We start from the raw sequence: 19,221 nt of genomic DNA, 5'->3' as shown, positions 1-19,221 counted from the left end.
ATGAGCTTAATAGACAATGCGGTAAAAAGTAGTTTAAGTGGTCGCATTCCGATTGTTATTTTTTTGATGTCTTTGTTACTTGGAGTATTTGCACTAAATCAGACACCTCGAGAAGAAGAGCCACAAATTACTGTGCCCATGCTCGATATTTATGTATCAGCACCTAACGTTGAGGCGCCTGAAGTCGCAAGGTTAGTAACACAACCGCTCGAAAAATTACTCGCCCAGTTGGTGGGAGTGAAGCATATTTACTCAACCACACAAACTAATAGTACGGTGGTTACGCTGCGCTTTGAAGTAGGGCACAACCGCGAACAAGCTATTTTAGATACCTACGCAAAACTAAATAGTTATAAGCATACAATGGCATCGGTGATCAAAAGTTGGCAAATTCGTCCAATAGAAGTAGATGACGTGCCTATTGTGATGTTAGGCCTCTACAGTAAAGACCCGCAACTCTATGGTGATTATGAACTAACCCGTTTTGCTAACGAAATTGCTAATAGTTTACAACGCATTGAGCATACCAGTGAAGTTAAAGTAATTTCGGGGCGTACGCGTACTCTTACCATCAATTTAAATGCTAGCGCACTGGCTGCCCATCAAACCACGGTAAACGATGTCTTTTACGCATTAAATGTATCAAATCAACTCACCCAAGTGGGAAATGTGGTTGATAATCAGCAGCAAATTGCTATTCAGGCAGGTGATGTACTAAGAACACAATCAGCGGTAGAGCAATTAGTTGTTAATGTGGTTAATGGTAAAAGTGTTTACTTGATGGACATTGCAACAGTCAGCGATGGCCCTAGTGAAACTGAACATTACCAATGGTTAGCGCAATCTACTGAACGGCAGCAGTTGCCTATGGTTACTTTAAGCGTAGCCAAGCAAACAGGGACTAATGCGGTTGCTGTTGCAAATGATGTTCATACCATGATGAATGAACTTGCAAGTACCCTACTGCCACCAGAAGTTAGCTATACAGTACTCAGAGATTATGGCCAAACTGCCAATGAAAAAGTAAATAACCTCACATCAAGTTTAGTGTTTGCAGTATTTACTGTGGTGATATTTGTTGGCGTGTTTTTAGGTTGGCGTCCTGCCGTGGTGGTTGGGCTGGCGGTTCCTATTTGTTATGGCATTACACTCTCATTAGATTTTGCATTTGGTTACACCATTAACCGGGTGACCTTATTTGCGCTTATTTTATCATTAGGCTTACTGGTAGACGACCCAATCACGGGTATTGATAATATTAGTCGCTTTATAAATAACAAAGGCGATAAAAAACAGCACGTTGTTGGCGCAATGAGCGAAATTCGAAATGCTTTGCTTATGTCTACACTCACTATTATGGTGGCGTTTATTCCACTGGCGTTTATTACTGGCATGATGGGGCCATACATGGCACCTATGGCGTTTAACGTGCCCATTAGTGTCATGGTGTCTACTTTGGTAGCTTTTTTTGTCACCCCATGGTTGGCAATGAAATTGCTTAAACCAAACACCCTAGAACAACCTGAGCTTGAGCCTAAAGCGGGTTTATACCAAAGATTACTCAGTCCACTACTTGCCTCAAAAGGGCGAGCTAAATGGGTGCTATGGATAACATTAGGATTGTTTATTATCAGCGCCATGTTACCCGTGATGCGCTTGGTACCATTAAAGCTCCTGCCTTTTGACAATAAAAATGAGCTGCAAGTACTTATAGATATGCCAGAGGGTACTAATCTAGAGAGCACGGCTGCATTTACTAAGCAGGTTCAAACCCTCACATGGCAGTTAAATGAAGTCAGTGAAATAGCCGCATATGTTGGACAGCCCTCTAGTATGGATTTTAATGGCATGGTGCGTGGTTATTATCGCCGTGAAGCTGCTAATTTAGCAGAACTCAGAGTATTGCTGGTGGATAAATCAGCACGAGATCATCAATCGCATGGGGTGGTTATGCGGCTACGCGAACAACTTGCTCCTTTAGCAAAAAATGGCATTGTTATCAAAGTGGTCGAGGTACCACCTGGGCCACCGGTGTTGAGTACTTTAGTTGCTGAAGTGTATCGTGATCCCTTTGTTGATAAGCATACCCATAGGCAGGCAGCTCAAAATGTTGCTGCACGTTTACGCCAAGAGCCTCATGTTGTTGAGGTTGATACCTCTTTGGTTGCCCCAGCCCCATTACAGCGCTTTATTACGGATAAAACCAAAGCAGCGCTCAGTGCTGTTGCTACCCAAAATATTGCACAAACACTTAGTATTGCTTCGCAAGGACAACAGGTTGGTGTTTTGTACGTAAGCGATGAAACTCAGCCGGTCCCAATACAATTACAATTGCCTTATAGCGAACGTAATCAGCTTTCACAATTACTTGCGCTGCAAGTAAGAGGGGATAGGGACTTAGCTAAAACCAGTAATGAGTTAGGTATAACAAGTGCACCTAGGCCTTTAGTATCGCTTTCAGAGCTGGGAGAGTTTAAACCATTAAACGTGGCCGACACCCTAATGCGTAAAGATCAGCGTGACGTTATTTATGTGATGGCGGAACTAAATGGACGCACGCCTGCAGAGATTATTGCGGATGTAAATGCCGATTTAAACGCAAGTGATCATGGGTTTGAAAAAAGCGCGTGGTTAACACGGCACTTTTTTAATAATGGCGGAACCGCGCCATGGCAATTACCGCAAGGAACTGATGTTAACTTTAGTGGTGAAGGTGAGTGGCGTATCACCATTGATGTGTTCAGGGATATGGGCATTGCTTTTGCCTTTGCGCTCAGTGCTATATTTATTATTTTACGCATTCAAACTCAATCTGTTAGCTTGTCGCTGATTATTATGTCGGCCATTCCATTAACAGTGATTGGTATTATGCCTGGATTTTGGTTACTCAATCAATTTGGTGAACGCACCATAGCAGGGGCTCCTGAGCCGGTATTATTTACCGCTACTGCGATGATAGGCATGATTGCCTTAGCAGGTATTGTAGTACGTAATTCACTTATTTTAGTCGAATTTATTAACCAAGCACGAGCTCAGGGGATGGCAATAAAAGAGGCACTTATTGCTGCAGGCTCGGTACGAATGCGACCAGTATTATTAACCGCCGGAACTACTTTATTAGGTAACTTAGTGATCACACTTGACCCAGTATTTAGCGGATTAGCCATAGCAATTATTTTTGGCATCGTGGCGTCTACCGTGTTTTCGTTGTTTGTTGTACCGCTTGTTTATTATTTAGTGTTTACAAACCCAGAGGAAGAAGCACATGCAGGGTAAATCAAAAGTTTTAGGTGCAATCAGTGCATTGGTTGTGGTTATTGTAGCAGTGCTATACATGGCCGGTAGCTTTAGTAATAAACAACCTGCAGGGTTAAAAGAGATTTCAGTTACTCAATATCAAGGTGAGGTGGTCACTGTTGAGCTGCAAACTATTTCGCGAACAGAGCATGTACCAGGGAGTATAATTGCGAAACAAAACACCCAAATTTCGTCAAATGTAATGGCACAAGTAAAGCAATTTAAAGTGCGCGCCGGTGATAAGGTTAGTCAAGGTGACTTATTGATCACCCTAAAGCAAGATGACTTTAAAGCGATGCTGGCACAAAGTGAGGCAAATATTAATGCGGTGCAAGCCTCATTAAACCAAGCTAAAAAGCAACTTATAAGAGTAACTGAGTTACAGAGAAAAGGGCTAGTATCAATGAGTGACCTTGATGATGCTAAAGCAAAATTTGATAACTTAACTGCCAACTTAGCTGGAGCAAAACAGCAGCAAATCCAGGCGCAGGTATCACTTAACTACACGCAAATTAAAGCCCCTATATCTGGTGTTGTTGTTGAGCGTTTAGCTGAACCTGGCGATACAGCCACACCTGGTATACCGTTGTTAACGCTTTATAATCCAAAACAACTTCAACTTGCTTTTAATGTACGAGAGCAACAAGCAGTAAAGCTTAAGTTAGGCGATCGTTTAAACGTGAGTTTACCTTCGCTCAACCTAACAACAGCTGCCAATATCAGTGAAATTATACCTGTTGTTGATAACGCAGCACGTAGCTTACTGATCCGATTAGAAATTGAACCACAGCCAGGGATGATCCCTGGGTTATATGCACAATTGCATTTACCGTTTGAAAGCACCCAAGGTGTACTGATAGATCCTCGTTGGATACATGACTTTGGACAGCTTAGTATGATGTATGTCATTAACGCTGACAAAATTGAGCGTCGTTTTGTGCGCTTAGGTGAGCAGATTGATAATCAGCAACATATTATTACGGGCCTTAAAGCTGGCGATAAAATAGCAGTGGATTATCAACCAATAACTGAATAACCTGAACTCGGGATAATAATTCTCTTATCCAGAGTTGAGGTTAAATAAAAGTGGCTATTTCATCCAGCGACTTTTTATCAAGTGCATGCAGTGGCACCGTTGCATGCTCATCGGGGTAGCCTGCAATTAATAGCATGTAAGGGCGCTCGTTATCTTTGTCGCGACCACAAATATCGGTTAAAAAGCTCATTGGTTTTGGCGTGTGGGTCAAGGTTGCAAGGCCTGCTCGGTGTAGTGCCTGAATTAAAAAACCAGTGGCCAGCCCTACTGATTCATGCACATAGTAATTGGTGTTTTTGTCGTCCGTATTTACACCTCCCTTTTTTTGACTAAACACTGCAATCAACCATGGTGCGTGCTCTAAATAGGGTTTATTAGCATCGGTGCCTAATGGTTTTAATGCATCAAGCCATTCTTCGCCTGCGCGACCTTCATAAAATGAGCGTTCTAATTTCTCGGCTGCTTCACGAATTTGCTTTTTAACATCTGCGCTATTAATGGCCACAAAATGCCAAGGCTGGTGGTTTGCGCCACTAGGTGCTGTACCTGCCGCTTTTATACAGGTTTCGATTATTTCTTTTGGCACCTGGCGGTTACTAAAGCTGCGAATACTATGGCGGCGTTGGCTAGTTTGTAAAAACTCATTCGCTCGCTCGAGCATTTCCTCTGGCGGGTATTCTATAAAATCGGTTAATGGTTGGCTTTTGTGATCTTGCATGGCTGTTCGCTTCTTATTTTTAGAGTGTTTGGTTTTTATACCGATAGGCTCATTTCTACGCAAGTGTTATTAAGCTTATTCAATCATAAAAATAAACTGGCAGTAAAAAAATTTTAGCAAAAACAAATTTGAGTAGCCGTAAGATCTCAATGAAACGAGAAAGGGCCTTGCGGCCCTTAGTGTTGCAGCAAGTAACACATTTTTTATAGGTTAAAGTCTACAGCGTAGGCTACATAGGCTTTTACATCAGAGCCGTCCATGTCGTTATCTGATAGACCAAAAGTAAAACCGTCTTTAGACACCGATACACCATAATCAATGATATTGTCATCACCGATGAAATCGCCTGAGTAATGACCTATATGTAGCGTCATTTCTGTGCCATTGCTACCAACAGCGAAGCTGTAATCGGCATTTAAATACAATGAATCACCAAAATCAGTACCGTCACCATTGGCAGCAGAAGTTGCAAGTACGGCTGCACCAAATGTAAAACCTTGCACACTAATGCTACCGTAAACTTCAGAAAAATCTGCATCGGCACCTGATGCCGCATCTGGGTACGCGTAATAAATATAACCTACGTCATAACTCACGCTTTCATTGATTGCGCCGCCAAAACCTGCGTATATGTCTAGCTCGTAAGTCATTTCATCGGCCCAAGACGCATTTGACGCCCAAGTGCCCGCATAAAAGCCAGATTCATTAGCGTAATCAATACCGCCAGATACAGCTGCATCGCCCCCAGTTTGCTCTTGTCCGCGCCATAAGTAGTTAGAAGTGGCTGCTGCATTTGCTGTTACTTCAGCAAATGCAGTAGTTGATGTCATTCCTGTTAATGCCAATGCACTGATCAATATTGTTTTTTTTAGTTTTAGCATGTCTTATTTCCCATTGTATGATTTTGCACGCCAAGGCTTTTTATTATGAATGACTACAACCTTTTGTTTGGCGGCATTTTATTATGTTACTAATGGGGTATTTGCACCGTGTGTGCCAAATTAAACTTATTTGTTTATAAATTATTTTTATTATTTAAAACAATGTATTGAAAATAATATGAGGTAGATATACAAAAGTGATTATTTTAAAGGTTCACTTTGCTGGTGCAAAAAGTAGCCTAGCTGCACCATCAAAGCGCTGCTAGGCCATTTGGGTTTGCTTGTTGATTAATTAACCAAATATGGTACGCATTAGGGTAATTGTTTCGTTTACGCCACGACCTTTCTGTACTTCGCTAATAATGGAGTCACGTTTAGCACGAATATGTTCTGGGATATCATCAGCAGCAAGAGCGCGGTCCACTAAAATCTCAGCAGATTCTTTACCTCGGCGTGGCGCTTTACTGCTGCTAGAAGTGCTACGTGTAGGTTTATTAAGTAGCTTAATGTAGTTAGAGTTATCAGCAGTGTTAGTATCTGCATAGTAAAAAAAGCAAGGTATAAGCGCTTTAATATCTACTAATTGGGTTTCTAGTTCATTACCAGCGTTGGCCATTTTAAACCATGACATAGCGTGAATACTTTGTACTACATCTTGCCAATAACGCTCAAAGTCGCGGTTATTTAATTTGGTGATACCTAAAGCTGAGCAAAGTGCATCTAAGCGGCTATTGCTTATTGGTGTAAATACATCAGGGCGGCGCATTGCTAATAAGCGGGTGGCAGGTGCCAGTGTTGGTTTTTCATCACTACCATTAAATGCACTCAAGTAAGCAACTACAAATTGCTGATAATCAGTTTGGGCTACATCACCCTCAAGTGGAATGTTGCTAAGCGCGTCGTCGAAGGCACCTGGCAGGTCAGCCAGCATCTGGTGAAAACCTTTGGCGCTTTTGGTAGAGGCAAACCATTCTACATCAAAATTATAAATACTCGGATCGAGTGATGCCATATGCTTACCACTAAAAGCGAGTAAGTCTTCAGGGATCATATCTTTTAACGATTTTTCACGTAGGCCTGCAATATAAGTAGTTAAACGTAACTGCTCATCAAGTGCCACCAGTTCTTTATGTTGCTCTACAAACATACTCACTACTGGCCAAGGCGCTACCCGTAATGTTTTTAATTGTAAAAAGCTAATGGCTGAAATAAGTTGGTCATGCAGCTTTTTTAATAATGGTAATTGTGGGGTTTCGAGTAAGTCATAATTAATGCGGTCGCGGCTTGCGCTTAATAGCTCGTAACACCAACCTAAAAAGTCTTCTGGATGGTTTTCCACTTTCACAGCCATAAGGTTTAGGCTTAGTTCTGAAGATTGCTTCAGAATATTTTGATAAATTTGACTTTCTTGCTCGCCTAATGCCATTTTTGACGGTGAAATTAGCAGTTTCTTCATGCCTTGTAGACTCTCCGGTTAGATATACTTTTTAGTCGCTTTATTTTAGCTTATTTAGGCTAAATACAACAGGGGCGCGCATCATACCGAACAATTAAAGGAATGTAATCAGAAGCGTGAATCTTTAAGTTTATTAAAATGAGTTTTGAAAACCTGATTTTAAAAAGGGATGCCCTAATTGATATGTTTTTTATTTATTTAACAATGCTTTTCGCGCTAACTCCCGCTATGATAAGAGCATTATTTGCACGTTTGAAAGGATGATCATGAAGACCTTATTTAAAGTTATTGGTGTTATATTATTGGTATGCATAGCACTAATTGTTGCTGCACCTTTTTTAATTCCAACTGATACCATTTTTAATAAAGTGTCTGAGCAGGTTGAAAAAACAACCGGGTGCACATTAACCATAAAGGGCGATAAAACCCTCAGTGTATTTCCTGCATTAAAGCTGGAGCTTAATGATGTGCATTTTGCCAATATGCAGAGCGGCTCTCGCGTTGATATGGCAAGTATGCAGCAACTTGCTGTTCATATTCCTTGGCTTTCATTACTCGGTGGCGAACTAAAGCTAGAAAAGTTTGTCATTAATGAGCCTGATATTCTGTTAGAAACCGATAAAAGCGGCAAAGCAAACTGGCAGTTATTTAATGCAGTGGCTAAACAGCCAGAGCAACAAACTCAAACGGGAGAGGCAGTCAAATTACCTGAAAACTTTGATATTCAATTAGGTGAAGTCGCTATTTATGGCGGGTCGTTTACATATTTAGATGGTCAAACGGGTGCTAAACAACAAATTAGCGATTTAGAACTGGCTATATTACTGCCTTCACTGCGCAAACAGCTCGAAGTAACCGGTGCTATTACTTATATGCAAGAGCGATTTGAGCTTGATGTAAAACTTGATACTCCAGCAAAAGCGATTGAAGGCGCCACATTTAATGTAAAGCAAAAACTTAACTCACGTTTAGTAGATTTAACGTTTGATGGCAGCATAGCCAAACAAGGCCAAGACATTAAAGGACTTTTAACACTTAACGGTGATTCGGTTAAAAATATTGCTAACTGGCAAGGAGTTGACTTAAACGCTAAAAACAATGCGTTTAACGCCTTTAGCATCAATGCCGAAATGCACTTACTCGGTGAAGAGTTTAACCTAACTGAATTAGTAGCAACGCTCGATGCACTCGAGATTAAAGGTAAAAGTAAGTTAAATTTAGGCAGTCGCTTAGCTGTCAATGCGGATATTGACTTAGGCATGCTTGATTTAAATCCTTACTTACCTGAGTCCGTAGCTAAAAAAGAAGTCCCAGCAAAAGACGACTCTAAGCCTGCAGAGCCAATAGTGTGGGAAGATACTAAAATTGATTTAAGTGGCTTAAATGCATTAGATGCAAATGTGATTGTCCGTTCAAGTGGCTTAAAAGCGAACGATATTAAACTCGGCGCCAACCAGTTTACTTTAGCACTTAAAAACAGTGTTGCTAAATTAAGCCTAGACAGCTTTACCGCTTACGAAGGAACAGGTAAAGGGGTGGTGACTATCAATGCTCAAAATACCCCGTATAAAATAGCAATCAACTTCGATTTAGATAGAATAGACGCACAGCCATTACTTAGCGATGCTGCAGGGTTTGATAAGCTAATGGGCAAGGGCTCTTTAAACTGGAATCTAACCACAGCAGGGCAAAGCCAAAAAACGTTTATTAACGCGCTCAATGGTAAATTAGGGTTTAAGTTCGCAGATGGTGCGGTTAAAGGGGCGAACGTAGCGGAAATGGTACGTAAGGGGAAAGAGTTAGTTAAAGGTAACTTTAATGCCGTGTCTGAGGGATTAGATACAGGATTTGAGGAATCTGAGAAAACAGATTTCTCTGCACTTTCTGGTAGTTTTAACTTTACCAATGGCGTAGGCAAAAATACTGATTTATCGTTGATCAGCCCTTTAATACGTATTTCAGGTGAAGGAGATGTTGATTTACCGCAAACTCTGGTTAATTACCGCCTAGTAACAGGTTTAGTTGATTCTATTGAAGGTCAGGGTACTACCGATGATAGCACTGGCTTTAAAATTCCCCTGAGGATAAAAGGCCCATTTCATGATGTTGGCATAAAATTAGATATAGGCAGTGCGGTTAAAGATGAAGCAAAAGAAAAAGCTAAAGACAAAATTAAAGACAAATTAAAAGGTTTGTTTGGCTAATTTTAATTACTGATATAAAACAAGGCATCGCTGAGATGCCTTGTTTGTTTTATAACCACCTGTAATTTAGATAAATAGCATAAAAAACCAGTTTCTAATTTAGTGTCCGCATTAAATTAATTAAAAAATAACCTACCACTCCCCTCTCAATGCTGATACAATTGCCCGCCCTTAAGAGACATCTAGTATGTTTTTTGAGTGGAATTCAATCGAAATGTCTTGATTTTAAACAAATTTAAGACAAGTTGTAATTACTACACCGGAGGTCATTAACATGATCCAAATGCAAACTCAGCTGGAAGTTGCTGATAACAGCGGCGCTCGCAAAGTGCAGTGTATAAAAGTCCTTGGTGGTTCACACCGTCGCTATGCAGCGATTGGCGATATCATTAAAGTTTCTGTAAAAGAAGCGATTCCTCGCGGTAAAGTGAAGAAAGGTGATGTTAAAAACGCGGTAGTTGTGCGTACCAAAAAAGGCGTTCGTCGTCCAGACGGTTCATTGATCCGTTTCGACAGCAATGCGGCTGTTATCTTAAATGATAACTTGCAGCCTATTGGTACTCGTATTTTCGGCCCTGTGACTCGCGAACTTCGTAATGAAAAGTTCATGAAAATCGTTTCACTAGCCCCAGAAGTACTGTAAGGAGTCTATCATGGCAGCAAAAATCCGTCGTGATGACGAAGTAATCGTACTAGCAGGTAAAGACAAAGGTAAGCGCGGCAAAGTGCTTTCAGTTGTAACCGAGTCTGGTCGAGTATTTGTCGAAGGCATTAACTTAATCAAGAAACATCAAAAGCCGGTTCCACAGTTGAACCAAGCTGGCGGTATTGTTGAGAAAGAAGCGTCTATCGACGTATCAAACGTTGCGATCTACAACTCGGAAACGAGCAAAGCAGATCGTGTAGGTTTCAAGATTGAAGATGGTAAGAAATTACGTATCTTTAAATCTACTGGTAAAACTATCTAATAGTTGGAGTAGAATGATGGCGAAACTGCATGAAGTATATAAAGACAAAGTAGTTGCTGAACTTCAAGAGAAGTTTGGTTTCAGCTCTGTCATGCAAGTCCCTCAGATCGAAAAGATCACATTAAACATGGGTGTGGGCGAAGCCTTAGCTGACAAGAAGATTTTAGATAACGCTGTTGCGGATTTAGAAGCTATCTCTGGTCAGAAACCTTTAATCACTAAAGCACGCAAATCTGTTGCTGGCTTCAAAGTGCGTGAAGGTTACCCGATTGGTTGTAAAGTAACCCTACGCGGCGAGCGTATGTGGGACTTTTTTGAGCGTTTGGTTTCAATCGCTATCCCACGTATCCGTGACTTCCGTGGTGTAAGTGCTAAGTCTTTTGATGGACGTGGTAACTACAGCATGGGCGTACGTGAACAAATCATCTTCCCAGAAATTGATTATGATAAAGTAGACCGTGTACGCGGTATGGATATCACAATCACTACATCTGCGAAATCAGATGAGGAAGGCCGTGCGTTGTTAGAAGCGTTTAACTTCCCATTCAAGAAATAAGGGTAGGGTTATGGCAAAGAATTCTATGAAAGCGCGCGAAGCAAAGCGCACTAAACTAGTTGCTCAGTTCGCTGAAAAGCGTGCAGCACTAAAAGCTATCATCAGTGATGTTAATACATCTGAAGATGATCGTTGGGACGCGGTACTTAAGCTACAAGCTTTACCTCGTGATTCTAGCCCTGCACGTCAACGTAATCGTTGTAACATTACGGGCCGCCCACATGGTTTCCTTCGCAAATTCGGCATGAGCCGTATTAAAGTTCGCGAAGCAGCTATGCGCGGTGAAATTCCTGGCCTTAAAAAGGCTAGCTGGTAATAGAATCATGGGAGTAAGACTATGAGCTTGCAAGATCCTATCGCGGATTTATTTACACGAATCCGTAACGGTCAGTCAGCGAAGAAAGTATCTGTAACGATGCCTAATTCGAAACTGAAAGTAGCAGTAGCTAATGTATTAAAAAATGAAGGTTACATCGCAGACTTCGCAGTAAGTGGTGATGTTAAACCTGAGCTTTCTATCGAGTTAAAGTACTTCGAAGGCAAAGCTGTTATTGAAAATATCCAGCGTGTAAGTCGCCCTGGTCTACGTATCTATAAGAGACGTGACGAATTACCGAAGGTAATGGGTGGTTTAGGTATCGCTATCGTATCAACTTCTAAAGGCCTAATGACAGACCGCGCAGCACGTAGTGCAGGCGTTGGTGGTGAAATCATTGGTTTTGTAGCTTAATCGGAGGGGAACTATGTCTCGCATAGCAAAGGCACCAATAAACGTTCCTGCCGGTGTAGAAGTTACATTAAAAGGCCAGGAAATCACAGTTAAAGGCAAAAACGGTGAACTTACTCGTACTATCAACAATGCTGTTGAAGTACAAGTTAACGACAACGTTATTACAACTTTACCTCGTGAAGGCGTAGCCAATGCATGGGCACAAGCAGGTACTGCTCGCGCTCTAATCAACAACATGGTTGTTGGTACGCATGAAGGTTACGAGAAGAAACTTCAGTTAGTAGGTGTTGGTTACCGTGCTGCAGCTAAGGGCAAAGTTTTAGACTTAACTCTTGGTTTCTCGCACCCAGTTAATTTCGCAGTTCCTGAAGGAATTACGATTGAAACTCCAAGCCAAACAGAAGTTCTAGTTAAGGGCGTAGACAAGCAGTTAGTTGGTCAAACAGCTGCTAACATTCGTGCATACCGTAAACCTGAGCCTTATAAAGGTAAAGGTGTTCGTTATTCAGATGAGAATGTACGCCGTAAAGAGGCTAAGAAGAAGTAAGGTAAGACGATGGATAAAAAAACAGCTCGTCTACGTCGTGCTAAACGCACTCGTAGAAATTATATTGAACAAGGCACAACGCGTCTTGTTATCCACCGCACGCCACGTCACATTTACGCTCAAGTTGTAAACGCTGAGGGTAATGTACTGGCTGCTGCTTCTACTGTTGAGAAAGCTATTAGCGAAACAGTTAAAGGCACAGGCAACGTTGCAGCTGCACAAGCAGTTGGTAAAGCGGTTGCTGAACGTGCGGCTGACAAAGGCATCGAAAAGATTGCTTTTGATCGCAGTGGCTTTAAATATCACGGCCGTGTGAAGGCGCTAGCTGATGCTGCGCGTGAAGCCGGTTTGCAATTCTAGGAGTAGACAATGGCTAACGTAGAAGCAAAGCAACAACAGCCTGATTTAGCTGAAAAGCTAATCGCGGTGAACCGTGTGTCTAAAGTAGTTAAAGGTGGTCGTATCTTTAGCTTTACTGCACTAACTGTAGTTGGTGATGGCGCAGGTAAAGTAGGTTTCGGTTATGGTAAAGCACGTGAAGTTCCAGCTGCTATTCAAAAAGCAATGGAAAAAGCACGTCGTAACATGATCAACGTAGACCTAAATGGCAACACATTACAGCATCCTGTTAAAGGACGTCATGCTGGCTCACAAGTGTTTATGAAACCAGCATCTGAAGGTACTGGTATCATTGCAGGTGGTGCTATGCGTGCAGTACTTGAAGTGACTGGTGTGCAGAACGTACTTTCTAAATGTTACGGTTCTACTAACCCGATCAACGTTGTACGTGCAACGATCTCAGCTCTTGAGAACATGAATTCTCCTCAGTCGATCGCTGCAAAACGTGGTCTTCGAGTAGATGAGATTTTGGGGTAAACCATGGCTAATAAAACTGTAAAAGTAACACAAGTAAAAAGCTCTATCGGTCGTTTACCGAAGCATAAAGCTACATTACGCGGTCTTGGTTTACGTCGTATCAATCACACTGTTGAGTTAGAAGACACAGCATGTGTGCGTGGTATGATCAACCAGGTTTATTACATGGTTAAGGTAGAGGGGTAATTCGATGCATTTGAATACACTTTCACCTGCTGCAGGTTCAAAAACTGCTCCAAAACGTGTTGGTCGTGGTATCGGTTCTGGTCTTGGTAAGACTGGTGGCCGTGGTCACAAAGGTCAAAAATCACGTTCTGGCGGTAAAGTACGCGTTGGTTTTGAGGGCGGTCAAATGCCTATGCAACGTCGTCTACCTAAGTTCGGTTTCACTTCTCGCAAATCTTTAGTATCTGCAGAAATTAACCTATACGAAATCGCTAAAGTTGAAGGCGATGTGGTAGACCTAAGCGCGTTACAAGCAGCTGGTCTAGTTAAAAAGAACGTTCAGTTCGTTAAAGTTGTTAAATCTGGCGAAGTTTCACGCGCTGTTACCGTTAAAGGCCTTAAGGCTTCTAAAGGTGCACGCGAAGCTATCGAAGCTGCCGGAGGCAAGGTAGAAGACTAAGGAAGTACTAATGGCTAAACCAGGTCAAGATACACAAAGTGCACAAGGTGGACTTTCGGAATTGAAGCGCCGATTACTCTTCGTATTGGGTGCTATCATAATTTACCGTCTAGGTTCATTTGTGCCGATCCCTGGGATTGACGCCGCTGTACTTGCCGATTTCTTCGAGCAACAAAAGGGCACCATTGTTGAGATGTTCAACATGTTTAGCGGTGGTGCGCTTGAGCGAGCTTCAGTGTTAGCACTGGGTATCATGCCGTATATCTCGGCTTCGATTATTACGCAACTATTAACGCATATGTATCCGCCGTTTATAGAGCTTAAGAAAGAAGGTGAGCAAGGGCGTAAAAAGATAAGCCAGTACACACGCTACGGCACGCTTGTGCTTGCTACTATCCAATCAATCGGTATTGCTACAAGCTTACCGGGCATGATGAACGGGTTAGTTGTTAACCCAGGTATGGGATTCTATTTCACCGCAGTGGTGAGTTTAGTAACCGGTACTATGTTCCTTATGTGGTTGGGCGAACAGATAACAGAACGTGGTATCGGTAACGGTATCTCAGTTCTAATATTCGTTGGTATTGTAGCTAACCTGCCGTCTGCTATTGGTTCGACAGCCGAAATGGCGCGCCAAGGTGATTTGAATGTTTTTGTACTGTTGATGGTTGCGGTTATAGTATTCGCTGTTACTTATCTTGTTGTATTCTTTGAACGTGGACAACGACGTATCGTTGTTAACTACGCCAAACGTCAACAAGGTCGTCAAGTATTTGCTGCTCAAAGCACGCATTTACCTCTGAAAGTAAATATGGCGGGTGTTATTCCACCAATCTTCGCTAGCAGTATAATTCTGTTCCCTGGTACAATTGCAAGCTGGTTCGGCCAGGGTGAAGGTCCGGTTGCTGATGTGCTACAAGCAATTGCTACAACGTTGACTCCAGGTCAGCCTTTGTATGCAATGGTTTTAGCCGCGGCTATCATCTTCTTCTGCTTTTTCTACACAGCGTTGGTTTTTAACCCGCGTGAAACAGCAGACAACCTGAAAAAATCTGGCGCATTTATCCCAGGTATTCGTCCAGGTGAGCAGACATCTAAATACATTGATAAAGTGATGACACGCCTGACATTGGCAGGTGCTTTGTATATAACCTTTATCTGTCTGGTGCCCGAATTCATGACTATGGCATGGCAAACGCCATTCTATTTCGGCGGTACATCAATTTTGATTATCGTTGTTGTAATCATGGACTTTATGGCACAAGTACAGACGCATCTGATGTCACATCAGTATGATTCTGTGCTGAAAAAAGCGAACCTTAAAGGCTACGGTCGATAAGGTCAGTTTACGGAGTTGAGCAATGAAAGTACGTGCTTCCGTTAAGAAAATATGCCGTAACTGTAAAGTTATTAAACGTGCTGGTGTAGTACGCGTAATTTGCAGTGAGCCTAAGCATAAGCAAAGGCAAGGCTAAGTAAACAGTCGTGCAGGCTGAGGTTTCTCGGCCTGTGTTTTTAGTTGTGATTTGGTCTTCGTTTGAGTATCCTTACGGGCTTTTCAAACAGATGATTACCAAATTCAAATATAGGAGATGTGTTAGTGGCCCGTATCGCTGGCATTAACGTCCCTGATCATAAACATGCAGTTATTGGTTTAACAGCTATTTATGGCATAGGTAAGACTCGCTCTAAGGCTATCTTAGAAGCGACTGGTATCGCCGAGACCACAAAAATCGGTGAACTTTCAGACGAAACACTTGACGTATTGCGTGAAGCAGTTGGCAAGTACACTGTAGAAGGTGACCTTCGTCGTGAAGTTACTTTGAATATCAAGCGCCTTATGGACCTTGGTTGTTTCCGTGGCCTACGTCACCGTCGCTCTTTACCACTTCGTGGTCAAAGAACAAAGACTAACGCGCGTACCCGTAAGGGTCCTCGTAAGCCTATTAAGCGATAAGGGGATAGTAAAATGGCTAAGACACCAATTCGTCGTAAAAAGGTTAAAAAGCAAGTTGCTGATGGTATGGCTCATGTTCATGCGTCTTTCAACAACACTATTGTAACGATTACCGACCGTCAAGGTAATGCACTATCATGGGCTACTGCCGGTGGTTCAGGTTTCCGTGGTTCACGTAAATCTACTCCATTCGCTGCTCAGGTTGCTGCAGAGCGTGCAGGTACTGCTGCTCAAGAATACGGTTTAAAAAATCTAGAAGTTTTCATTAAAGGTCCAGGTCCAGGTCGTGAATCTGCTGTACGTGCTTTGAATGCTGCTGGTTACCGTATCACCAACATTACTGACGTGACGCCAATACCACACAATGGTTGTCGTCCACCGAAGAAACGTCGCGTTTAACAATAGGTTAGGAGAAATAACATGGCAAGATATTTGGGCCCTAAGCTCAAGCTGAGTCGTCGTGAAGGTACTGACCTGTTCCTTAAGAGCGGCGTAAGAGCTATCGACTCTAAGTGTAAACTTGAGACTGCACCTGGTCAGCACGGCGCTCGTAAAGGACGCTTATCTGATTACGGTTTACAATTACGTGAAAAGCAAAAAGTACGTCGTATCTACGGTGTATTAGAAAAGCAATTCCGTAACTACTACAAAGAAGCTGCTCGCCTTAAAGGCAACACAGGTGAAAACTTGTTACAGCTTTTAGAGCAACGTTTAGACAATGTTGTATATCGCATGGGTTTTGCTAGCACACGCGCTGAAGCACGTCAGTTAGTAAGCCACAAAGCGATTCTAGTTAATGGTCGTGTTGTGAATATTCCTTCATACGTAATTACTCCAGAAGATACTGTTGTAATTCGTGAGAAGTCTAAAACACAAGCACGTATCATCGCTGCTCTAGAGTTGGCTGAGCAACGTGAAAAGCCGACTTGGGTTGAAGTTGACGGTAAGAAATTGGAAGGTAGCTTCAAGCGCCTACCTGAGCGTTCAGATCTGTCTGCGGACATTAATGAACAACTAATCGTCGAACTTTACTCTAAGTAAAGTTAAGAGTTAAGAGAGGATAAAATGCAGGGTTCTGTTACAGAATTTCTAAAACCAAGGTTAGTCGATATCGACGCTATCAACCCAACGCGTTCTAAAGTAGTTTTAGAACCACTCGAGCGTGGCTTTGGTCACACTTTGGGTAATGCCTTACGCCGTATACTGTTATCATCTATGCCTGGATGTGCAGTAACTGAAGTTGAAATCGACGGTGTATTGCATGAGTACAGCGCGAAAGAAGGCGTACAAGAAGACATCATTGAAATACTACTAAACCTTAAAGGTCTAGCGGTAACGTTAGAAGGCAAAGATGAAGTTTTTCTGACCCTGACTAAATCTGGTGTAGGCCCTGTGACTGCGGCAGATATTCAGCACGATGGCGATGTAACAATTGCTAACCCAGATCATGTTATTTGTAATTTAACAACAAATAACAGCGAGATCAGCATGCGTATTCGTGTTGAGCGTGGTCGTGGTTATGTGCCGGCATCTAGTCGTTTATCCTCTGATGACGATGAGCGTCCAATTGGTCGATTGCTGCTTGATGCATCATTCAGCCCAGTTGAACGTATTGCGTACTCGGTTGAATCAGCCCGTGTTGAGCAACGTACAGACTTAGACAAGTTAATCATTGATATGGAAACAAACGGCACTTTAGATCCTGAAGAAGCGATCCGCCGTGCGTCTACTATCTTAGCTGAGCAATTAGATGCATTCGTAGATTTACGTGATGTAACTGAGCCAGAAGAGAAAGAAGAGAAGCCAGAATTCGATCCTATTCTACTTCGTCCAGTTGATGATCTTGAACTAACAGTACGTTCAGCAAACTGTTTGAAAGCCGAGCAAATTCAATATATCGGTGATTTAGTTCAGCGCACTGAAGTTGAGCTTCTTAAAACGCCTAATCTAGGTAAGAAGTCTCTAACTGAAATAAAAGACGTGCTAGCTTCACGTGGTCTTTCTCTAGGCATGCGCCTAGAAAATTGGCCGCCTGCAAGCCTAGCTGAATAATCTAAATCACTATATTAGTTTAGTTAGAAGGATAGGGTCATGCGCCATCGTAAGAGTGGTCGTCAATTAAACCGTAACAGTAGCCATCGTAAAGCGATGTTCAGCAATATGGCAGGTTCTTTGGTGAAACATGAAATCATCAAAACTACTTTGCCTAAAGCGAAAGAGTTACGCCGTGTAATTGAACCTTTAATCACACTGGCTAAGACTGACAGTGTAGCAAATCGCCGTTTAGCGTTTGCTCGCACGCGTGATAATGAAGTAGTTGGTAAGTTATTCAGTGAAATCGGTCCTCGTAATGCGGATCGTCCAGGTGGTTACACTCGTATTCTTAAGTGTGGCTTCCGTGCTGGTGATAATGCACCAATGGCTTATATTGAACTAGTTGGTCGCCCAGCGGCGAGCGAAGAAGTTCAAGAAGACGCGCAGTCTGCAGAGTAAGTCTTAAAGAGACACCAAAAAGCCGAGCTTATGCTCGGCTTTTTAATATCTAAAATTCACACAAAATGAATAAACCTTTTAGCTCTATCTACCTCCAGCTATTATTAGCAATTTTATTTTAATTCCTTTTATCTAATAAAACAGCCTAACTAGAATTGACGAACCATGATGCGAGTGTTTAGGACTGCTATCTTTCTATTTATAAGTAAAGCTATTTAGACTAATAAATATATGACCATGTAACGACTTTTACAGTTTATAGTTATTAATATAAAAAAGTTCGAAATAATTGATACTCACCAATAGCTCATTAACTTTATATAGTAGAGCCCTTGCCTGATGTACTTATTCGCCACTAATCTAAATGGCCATATAAAGCTAAACAATTTGTTTTCTTGATAATCGCTACAATAACTATGAAAAGATTTTCCAAAAAATAAGTTTTTACTGCTTTAAAGGCGAAATATGATTAGGTTTAGTTGTCTTTTTAAGCGTTTAGTCTAAATATCCAGCGAACAGTCATTTATTTCAAGTTTTCTGCAAAAAAGGGTTGATCTGTTTTCGGATCTCCCTATAATGCGACCCCACTGAGACGGCAGAACGCAACGCATAGCGAGGCAGGAGCTACTCAGTGAGTCGAGTAAAACTTAGTTTTAAAAACGTTCAAGTTTAACAAAATCAAGTGTTGACAAAAAAATAGGAAAGCGTAATATGCGCAGCCCTAGCGAGATAAAGTTTAACGCTTTAATCGCAACGTTCTTTAACAATATAAAGCAATCATCTGTGTGGGCACTCGTACAGATTGAGTTCTAACAGCCAAGCTACTTAGGTAGTGAGGCAAACAAATTTAGAGTCTCAATTGAAACTGAGTGACCAA

Annotated in this window: 23 protein-coding genes; 20 read left to right on the top strand and 3 right to left on the bottom strand. The window is 41.9% G+C overall.

Going from position 1 to position 19,221, the window contains the following annotated elements; all coding sequences use genetic code 11:
- Entirely contained in the window at positions 1-3,276 is a 3,276-nt protein-coding gene (locus tag AC0L7Q_RS14690) for an efflux RND transporter permease subunit (RefSeq protein ID WP_413400910.1), read from the top strand.
- Positions 3,266-4,333, top strand: coding sequence for an efflux RND transporter periplasmic adaptor subunit (locus tag AC0L7Q_RS14685; protein WP_413400909.1), 1,068 nt, complete (start codon positions 3,266-3,268; stop codon positions 4,331-4,333). Before AC0L7Q_RS14690 ends, AC0L7Q_RS14685 begins: the two co-directional genes overlap by 11 nt.
- 40 nt (positions 4,334-4,373) lie before the next feature.
- Here the strand turns inward: AC0L7Q_RS14685 and AC0L7Q_RS14680 are convergent, their stop codons facing one another.
- From AC0L7Q_RS14680 to AC0L7Q_RS14670, 3 genes are all read right to left on the bottom strand, one after another.
- Entirely contained in the window at positions 4,374-5,051 is a 678-nt protein-coding gene (locus AC0L7Q_RS14680) for a nitroreductase family protein (protein WP_138608294.1), read from the bottom strand.
- 203 nt (positions 5,052-5,254) lie between these two features.
- On the bottom strand, positions 5,255-5,932 hold the full coding sequence (locus AC0L7Q_RS14675) for a TorF family putative porin (RefSeq protein ID WP_413400908.1): 678 nt from the start codon (positions 5,930-5,932) through the stop codon (positions 5,255-5,257).
- A gap of 292 nt (positions 5,933-6,224) precedes the next feature.
- The gene (locus tag AC0L7Q_RS14670) at positions 6,225-7,388 is read right to left on the bottom strand and encodes a hypothetical protein (RefSeq protein WP_418157317.1); all 1,164 of its coding nucleotides are present in this window, start codon (positions 7,386-7,388) and stop codon (positions 6,225-6,227) included.
- Between the two features lie 266 nt (positions 7,389-7,654).
- Between AC0L7Q_RS14670 and AC0L7Q_RS14665 the strand changes: the two genes are divergently transcribed.
- The 18 genes from AC0L7Q_RS14665 to rplQ all read left to right on the top strand — a co-directional run bounded on the left by AC0L7Q_RS14665 (position 7,655) and on the right by rplQ (position 18,344).
- On the top strand, positions 7,655-9,592 hold the full coding sequence (locus AC0L7Q_RS14665) for an AsmA family protein (RefSeq protein WP_413400907.1): 1,938 nt from the start codon (positions 7,655-7,657) through the stop codon (positions 9,590-9,592).
- Between the two features lie 274 nt (positions 9,593-9,866).
- Positions 9,867-10,235: a 50S ribosomal protein L14 gene (gene rplN, locus AC0L7Q_RS14660; RefSeq protein ID WP_008115397.1), complete on the top strand. Its 369-nt coding sequence runs from the start codon at positions 9,867-9,869 to the stop codon at positions 10,233-10,235.
- 10 nt (positions 10,236-10,245) lie between these two features.
- Entirely contained in the window at positions 10,246-10,560 is a 315-nt protein-coding gene (gene rplX / locus AC0L7Q_RS14655; protein ID WP_004589210.1) for a 50S ribosomal protein L24, read from the top strand.
- A gap of 16 nt (positions 10,561-10,576) precedes the next feature.
- Positions 10,577-11,116: a 50S ribosomal protein L5 gene (rplE, locus tag AC0L7Q_RS14650; protein WP_010392500.1), complete on the top strand. Its 540-nt coding sequence runs from the start codon at positions 10,577-10,579 to the stop codon at positions 11,114-11,116.
- A 10-nt stretch (positions 11,117-11,126) separates the two neighbouring features.
- Positions 11,127-11,432, top strand: a complete 306-nt coding sequence (rpsN, locus tag AC0L7Q_RS14645) for a 30S ribosomal protein S14 (protein WP_010554914.1) — start codon at positions 11,127-11,129, stop codon at positions 11,430-11,432.
- Between the two features lie 21 nt (positions 11,433-11,453).
- Positions 11,454-11,846 carry a 30S ribosomal protein S8 gene (gene rpsH / locus AC0L7Q_RS14640; protein WP_008115392.1) on the top strand — a complete coding sequence of 131 codons (393 nt, stop codon included), beginning with the start codon at positions 11,454-11,456 and terminating at the stop codon, positions 11,844-11,846.
- A gap of 13 nt (positions 11,847-11,859) precedes the next feature.
- Entirely contained in the window at positions 11,860-12,393 is a 534-nt protein-coding gene (rplF, locus tag AC0L7Q_RS14635; protein WP_008115390.1) for a 50S ribosomal protein L6, read from the top strand.
- A gap of 9 nt (positions 12,394-12,402) precedes the next feature.
- Positions 12,403-12,753: a 50S ribosomal protein L18 gene (gene rplR, locus AC0L7Q_RS14630; protein ID WP_008115388.1), complete on the top strand. Its 351-nt coding sequence runs from the start codon at positions 12,403-12,405 to the stop codon at positions 12,751-12,753.
- Positions 12,754-12,762: 9 nt separating this feature from the next.
- Positions 12,763-13,269 (top strand): 30S ribosomal protein S5, encoded by a 507-nt coding sequence (rpsE, locus tag AC0L7Q_RS14625; RefSeq protein WP_008115387.1) that lies wholly within the window; start codon positions 12,763-12,765, stop codon positions 13,267-13,269.
- 3 nt (positions 13,270-13,272) lie between these two features.
- Positions 13,273-13,455 carry a 50S ribosomal protein L30 gene (gene rpmD, locus AC0L7Q_RS14620; RefSeq protein ID WP_008115384.1) on the top strand — a complete coding sequence of 61 codons (183 nt, stop codon included), beginning with the start codon at positions 13,273-13,275 and terminating at the stop codon, positions 13,453-13,455.
- A gap of 4 nt (positions 13,456-13,459) precedes the next feature.
- Positions 13,460-13,894 carry a 50S ribosomal protein L15 gene (rplO, locus tag AC0L7Q_RS14615; RefSeq protein WP_008115382.1) on the top strand — a complete coding sequence of 145 codons (435 nt, stop codon included), beginning with the start codon at positions 13,460-13,462 and terminating at the stop codon, positions 13,892-13,894.
- 10 nt (positions 13,895-13,904) lie between these two features.
- Positions 13,905-15,233: a preprotein translocase subunit SecY gene (gene secY, locus AC0L7Q_RS14610; protein WP_008115380.1), complete on the top strand. Its 1,329-nt coding sequence runs from the start codon at positions 13,905-13,907 to the stop codon at positions 15,231-15,233.
- 22 nt (positions 15,234-15,255) lie between these two features.
- Complete coding sequence (rpmJ, locus tag AC0L7Q_RS14605; protein ID WP_002959476.1) at positions 15,256-15,369, top strand: 50S ribosomal protein L36; 114 nt, start codon at positions 15,256-15,258, stop codon at positions 15,367-15,369.
- 125 nt (positions 15,370-15,494) lie between these two features.
- Positions 15,495-15,851, top strand: coding sequence for a 30S ribosomal protein S13 (gene rpsM, locus AC0L7Q_RS14600; protein WP_008115377.1), 357 nt, complete (start codon positions 15,495-15,497; stop codon positions 15,849-15,851).
- A gap of 12 nt (positions 15,852-15,863) precedes the next feature.
- On the top strand, positions 15,864-16,250 hold the full coding sequence (gene rpsK, locus AC0L7Q_RS14595) for a 30S ribosomal protein S11 (RefSeq protein ID WP_002959471.1): 387 nt from the start codon (positions 15,864-15,866) through the stop codon (positions 16,248-16,250).
- Between the two features lie 21 nt (positions 16,251-16,271).
- Entirely contained in the window at positions 16,272-16,892 is a 621-nt protein-coding gene (rpsD, locus tag AC0L7Q_RS14590; RefSeq protein WP_002959461.1) for a 30S ribosomal protein S4, read from the top strand.
- 24 nt (positions 16,893-16,916) lie between these two features.
- Positions 16,917-17,903 (top strand): DNA-directed RNA polymerase subunit alpha, encoded by a 987-nt coding sequence (locus tag AC0L7Q_RS14585; RefSeq protein ID WP_008115371.1) that lies wholly within the window; start codon positions 16,917-16,919, stop codon positions 17,901-17,903.
- Between the two features lie 39 nt (positions 17,904-17,942).
- On the top strand, positions 17,943-18,344 hold the full coding sequence (gene rplQ / locus AC0L7Q_RS14580) for a 50S ribosomal protein L17 (RefSeq protein WP_008115370.1): 402 nt from the start codon (positions 17,943-17,945) through the stop codon (positions 18,342-18,344).
- Positions 18,345-19,221: the final 877 nt, after the last annotated feature.

It is taken from the genome of Pseudoalteromonas sp. KJ63-1 (assembly GCF_055808145.1).
The sequence above is the reverse complement of the archived record's forward strand: the minus strand, read 5'-3'. Positions and strand labels throughout refer to the sequence as shown.

Excerpts from the sequence above, each read along its gene's own strand:
- AC0L7Q_RS14690 (WP_413400910.1), top strand. The coding sequence starts at position 1 with ATGAGCTTAATAGACAATGCGGTAAAAAGTAGTTTAAGTGGTCGCATT.
- AC0L7Q_RS14685 (WP_413400909.1), top strand. The coding sequence starts at position 3,266 with ATGCAGGGTAAATCAAAAGTTTTAGGTGCAATCAGTGCATTGGTTGTG.
- AC0L7Q_RS14680 (WP_138608294.1), bottom strand. The coding sequence starts at position 5,051 with ATGCAAGATCACAAAAGCCAACCATTAACCGATTTTATAGAATACCCG.
- AC0L7Q_RS14675 (WP_413400908.1), bottom strand. The coding sequence starts at position 5,932 with ATGCTAAAACTAAAAAAAACAATATTGATCAGTGCATTGGCATTAACA.
- AC0L7Q_RS14670 (WP_418157317.1), bottom strand. The coding sequence starts at position 7,388 with ATGAAGAAACTGCTAATTTCACCGTCAAAAATGGCATTAGGCGAGCAA.
- AC0L7Q_RS14665 (WP_413400907.1), top strand. The coding sequence starts at position 7,655 with ATGAAGACCTTATTTAAAGTTATTGGTGTTATATTATTGGTATGCATA.
- rplN (WP_008115397.1), top strand. The coding sequence starts at position 9,867 with ATGATCCAAATGCAAACTCAGCTGGAAGTTGCTGATAACAGCGGCGCT.
- rplX (WP_004589210.1), top strand. The coding sequence starts at position 10,246 with ATGGCAGCAAAAATCCGTCGTGATGACGAAGTAATCGTACTAGCAGGT.
- rplE (WP_010392500.1), top strand. The coding sequence starts at position 10,577 with ATGGCGAAACTGCATGAAGTATATAAAGACAAAGTAGTTGCTGAACTT.
- rpsN (WP_010554914.1), top strand. The coding sequence starts at position 11,127 with ATGGCAAAGAATTCTATGAAAGCGCGCGAAGCAAAGCGCACTAAACTA.
- rpsH (WP_008115392.1), top strand. The coding sequence starts at position 11,454 with ATGAGCTTGCAAGATCCTATCGCGGATTTATTTACACGAATCCGTAAC.
- rplF (WP_008115390.1), top strand. The coding sequence starts at position 11,860 with ATGTCTCGCATAGCAAAGGCACCAATAAACGTTCCTGCCGGTGTAGAA.
- rplR (WP_008115388.1), top strand. The coding sequence starts at position 12,403 with ATGGATAAAAAAACAGCTCGTCTACGTCGTGCTAAACGCACTCGTAGA.
- rpsE (WP_008115387.1), top strand. The coding sequence starts at position 12,763 with ATGGCTAACGTAGAAGCAAAGCAACAACAGCCTGATTTAGCTGAAAAG.
- rpmD (WP_008115384.1), top strand. The coding sequence starts at position 13,273 with ATGGCTAATAAAACTGTAAAAGTAACACAAGTAAAAAGCTCTATCGGT.
- rplO (WP_008115382.1), top strand. The coding sequence starts at position 13,460 with ATGCATTTGAATACACTTTCACCTGCTGCAGGTTCAAAAACTGCTCCA.
- secY (WP_008115380.1), top strand. The coding sequence starts at position 13,905 with ATGGCTAAACCAGGTCAAGATACACAAAGTGCACAAGGTGGACTTTCG.
- rpmJ (WP_002959476.1), top strand. The coding sequence starts at position 15,256 with ATGAAAGTACGTGCTTCCGTTAAGAAAATATGCCGTAACTGTAAAGTT.
- rpsK (WP_002959471.1), top strand. The coding sequence starts at position 15,864 with ATGGCTAAGACACCAATTCGTCGTAAAAAGGTTAAAAAGCAAGTTGCT.
- rpsD (WP_002959461.1), top strand. The coding sequence starts at position 16,272 with ATGGCAAGATATTTGGGCCCTAAGCTCAAGCTGAGTCGTCGTGAAGGT.
- AC0L7Q_RS14585 (WP_008115371.1), top strand. The coding sequence starts at position 16,917 with ATGCAGGGTTCTGTTACAGAATTTCTAAAACCAAGGTTAGTCGATATC.
- rplQ (WP_008115370.1), top strand. The coding sequence starts at position 17,943 with ATGCGCCATCGTAAGAGTGGTCGTCAATTAAACCGTAACAGTAGCCAT.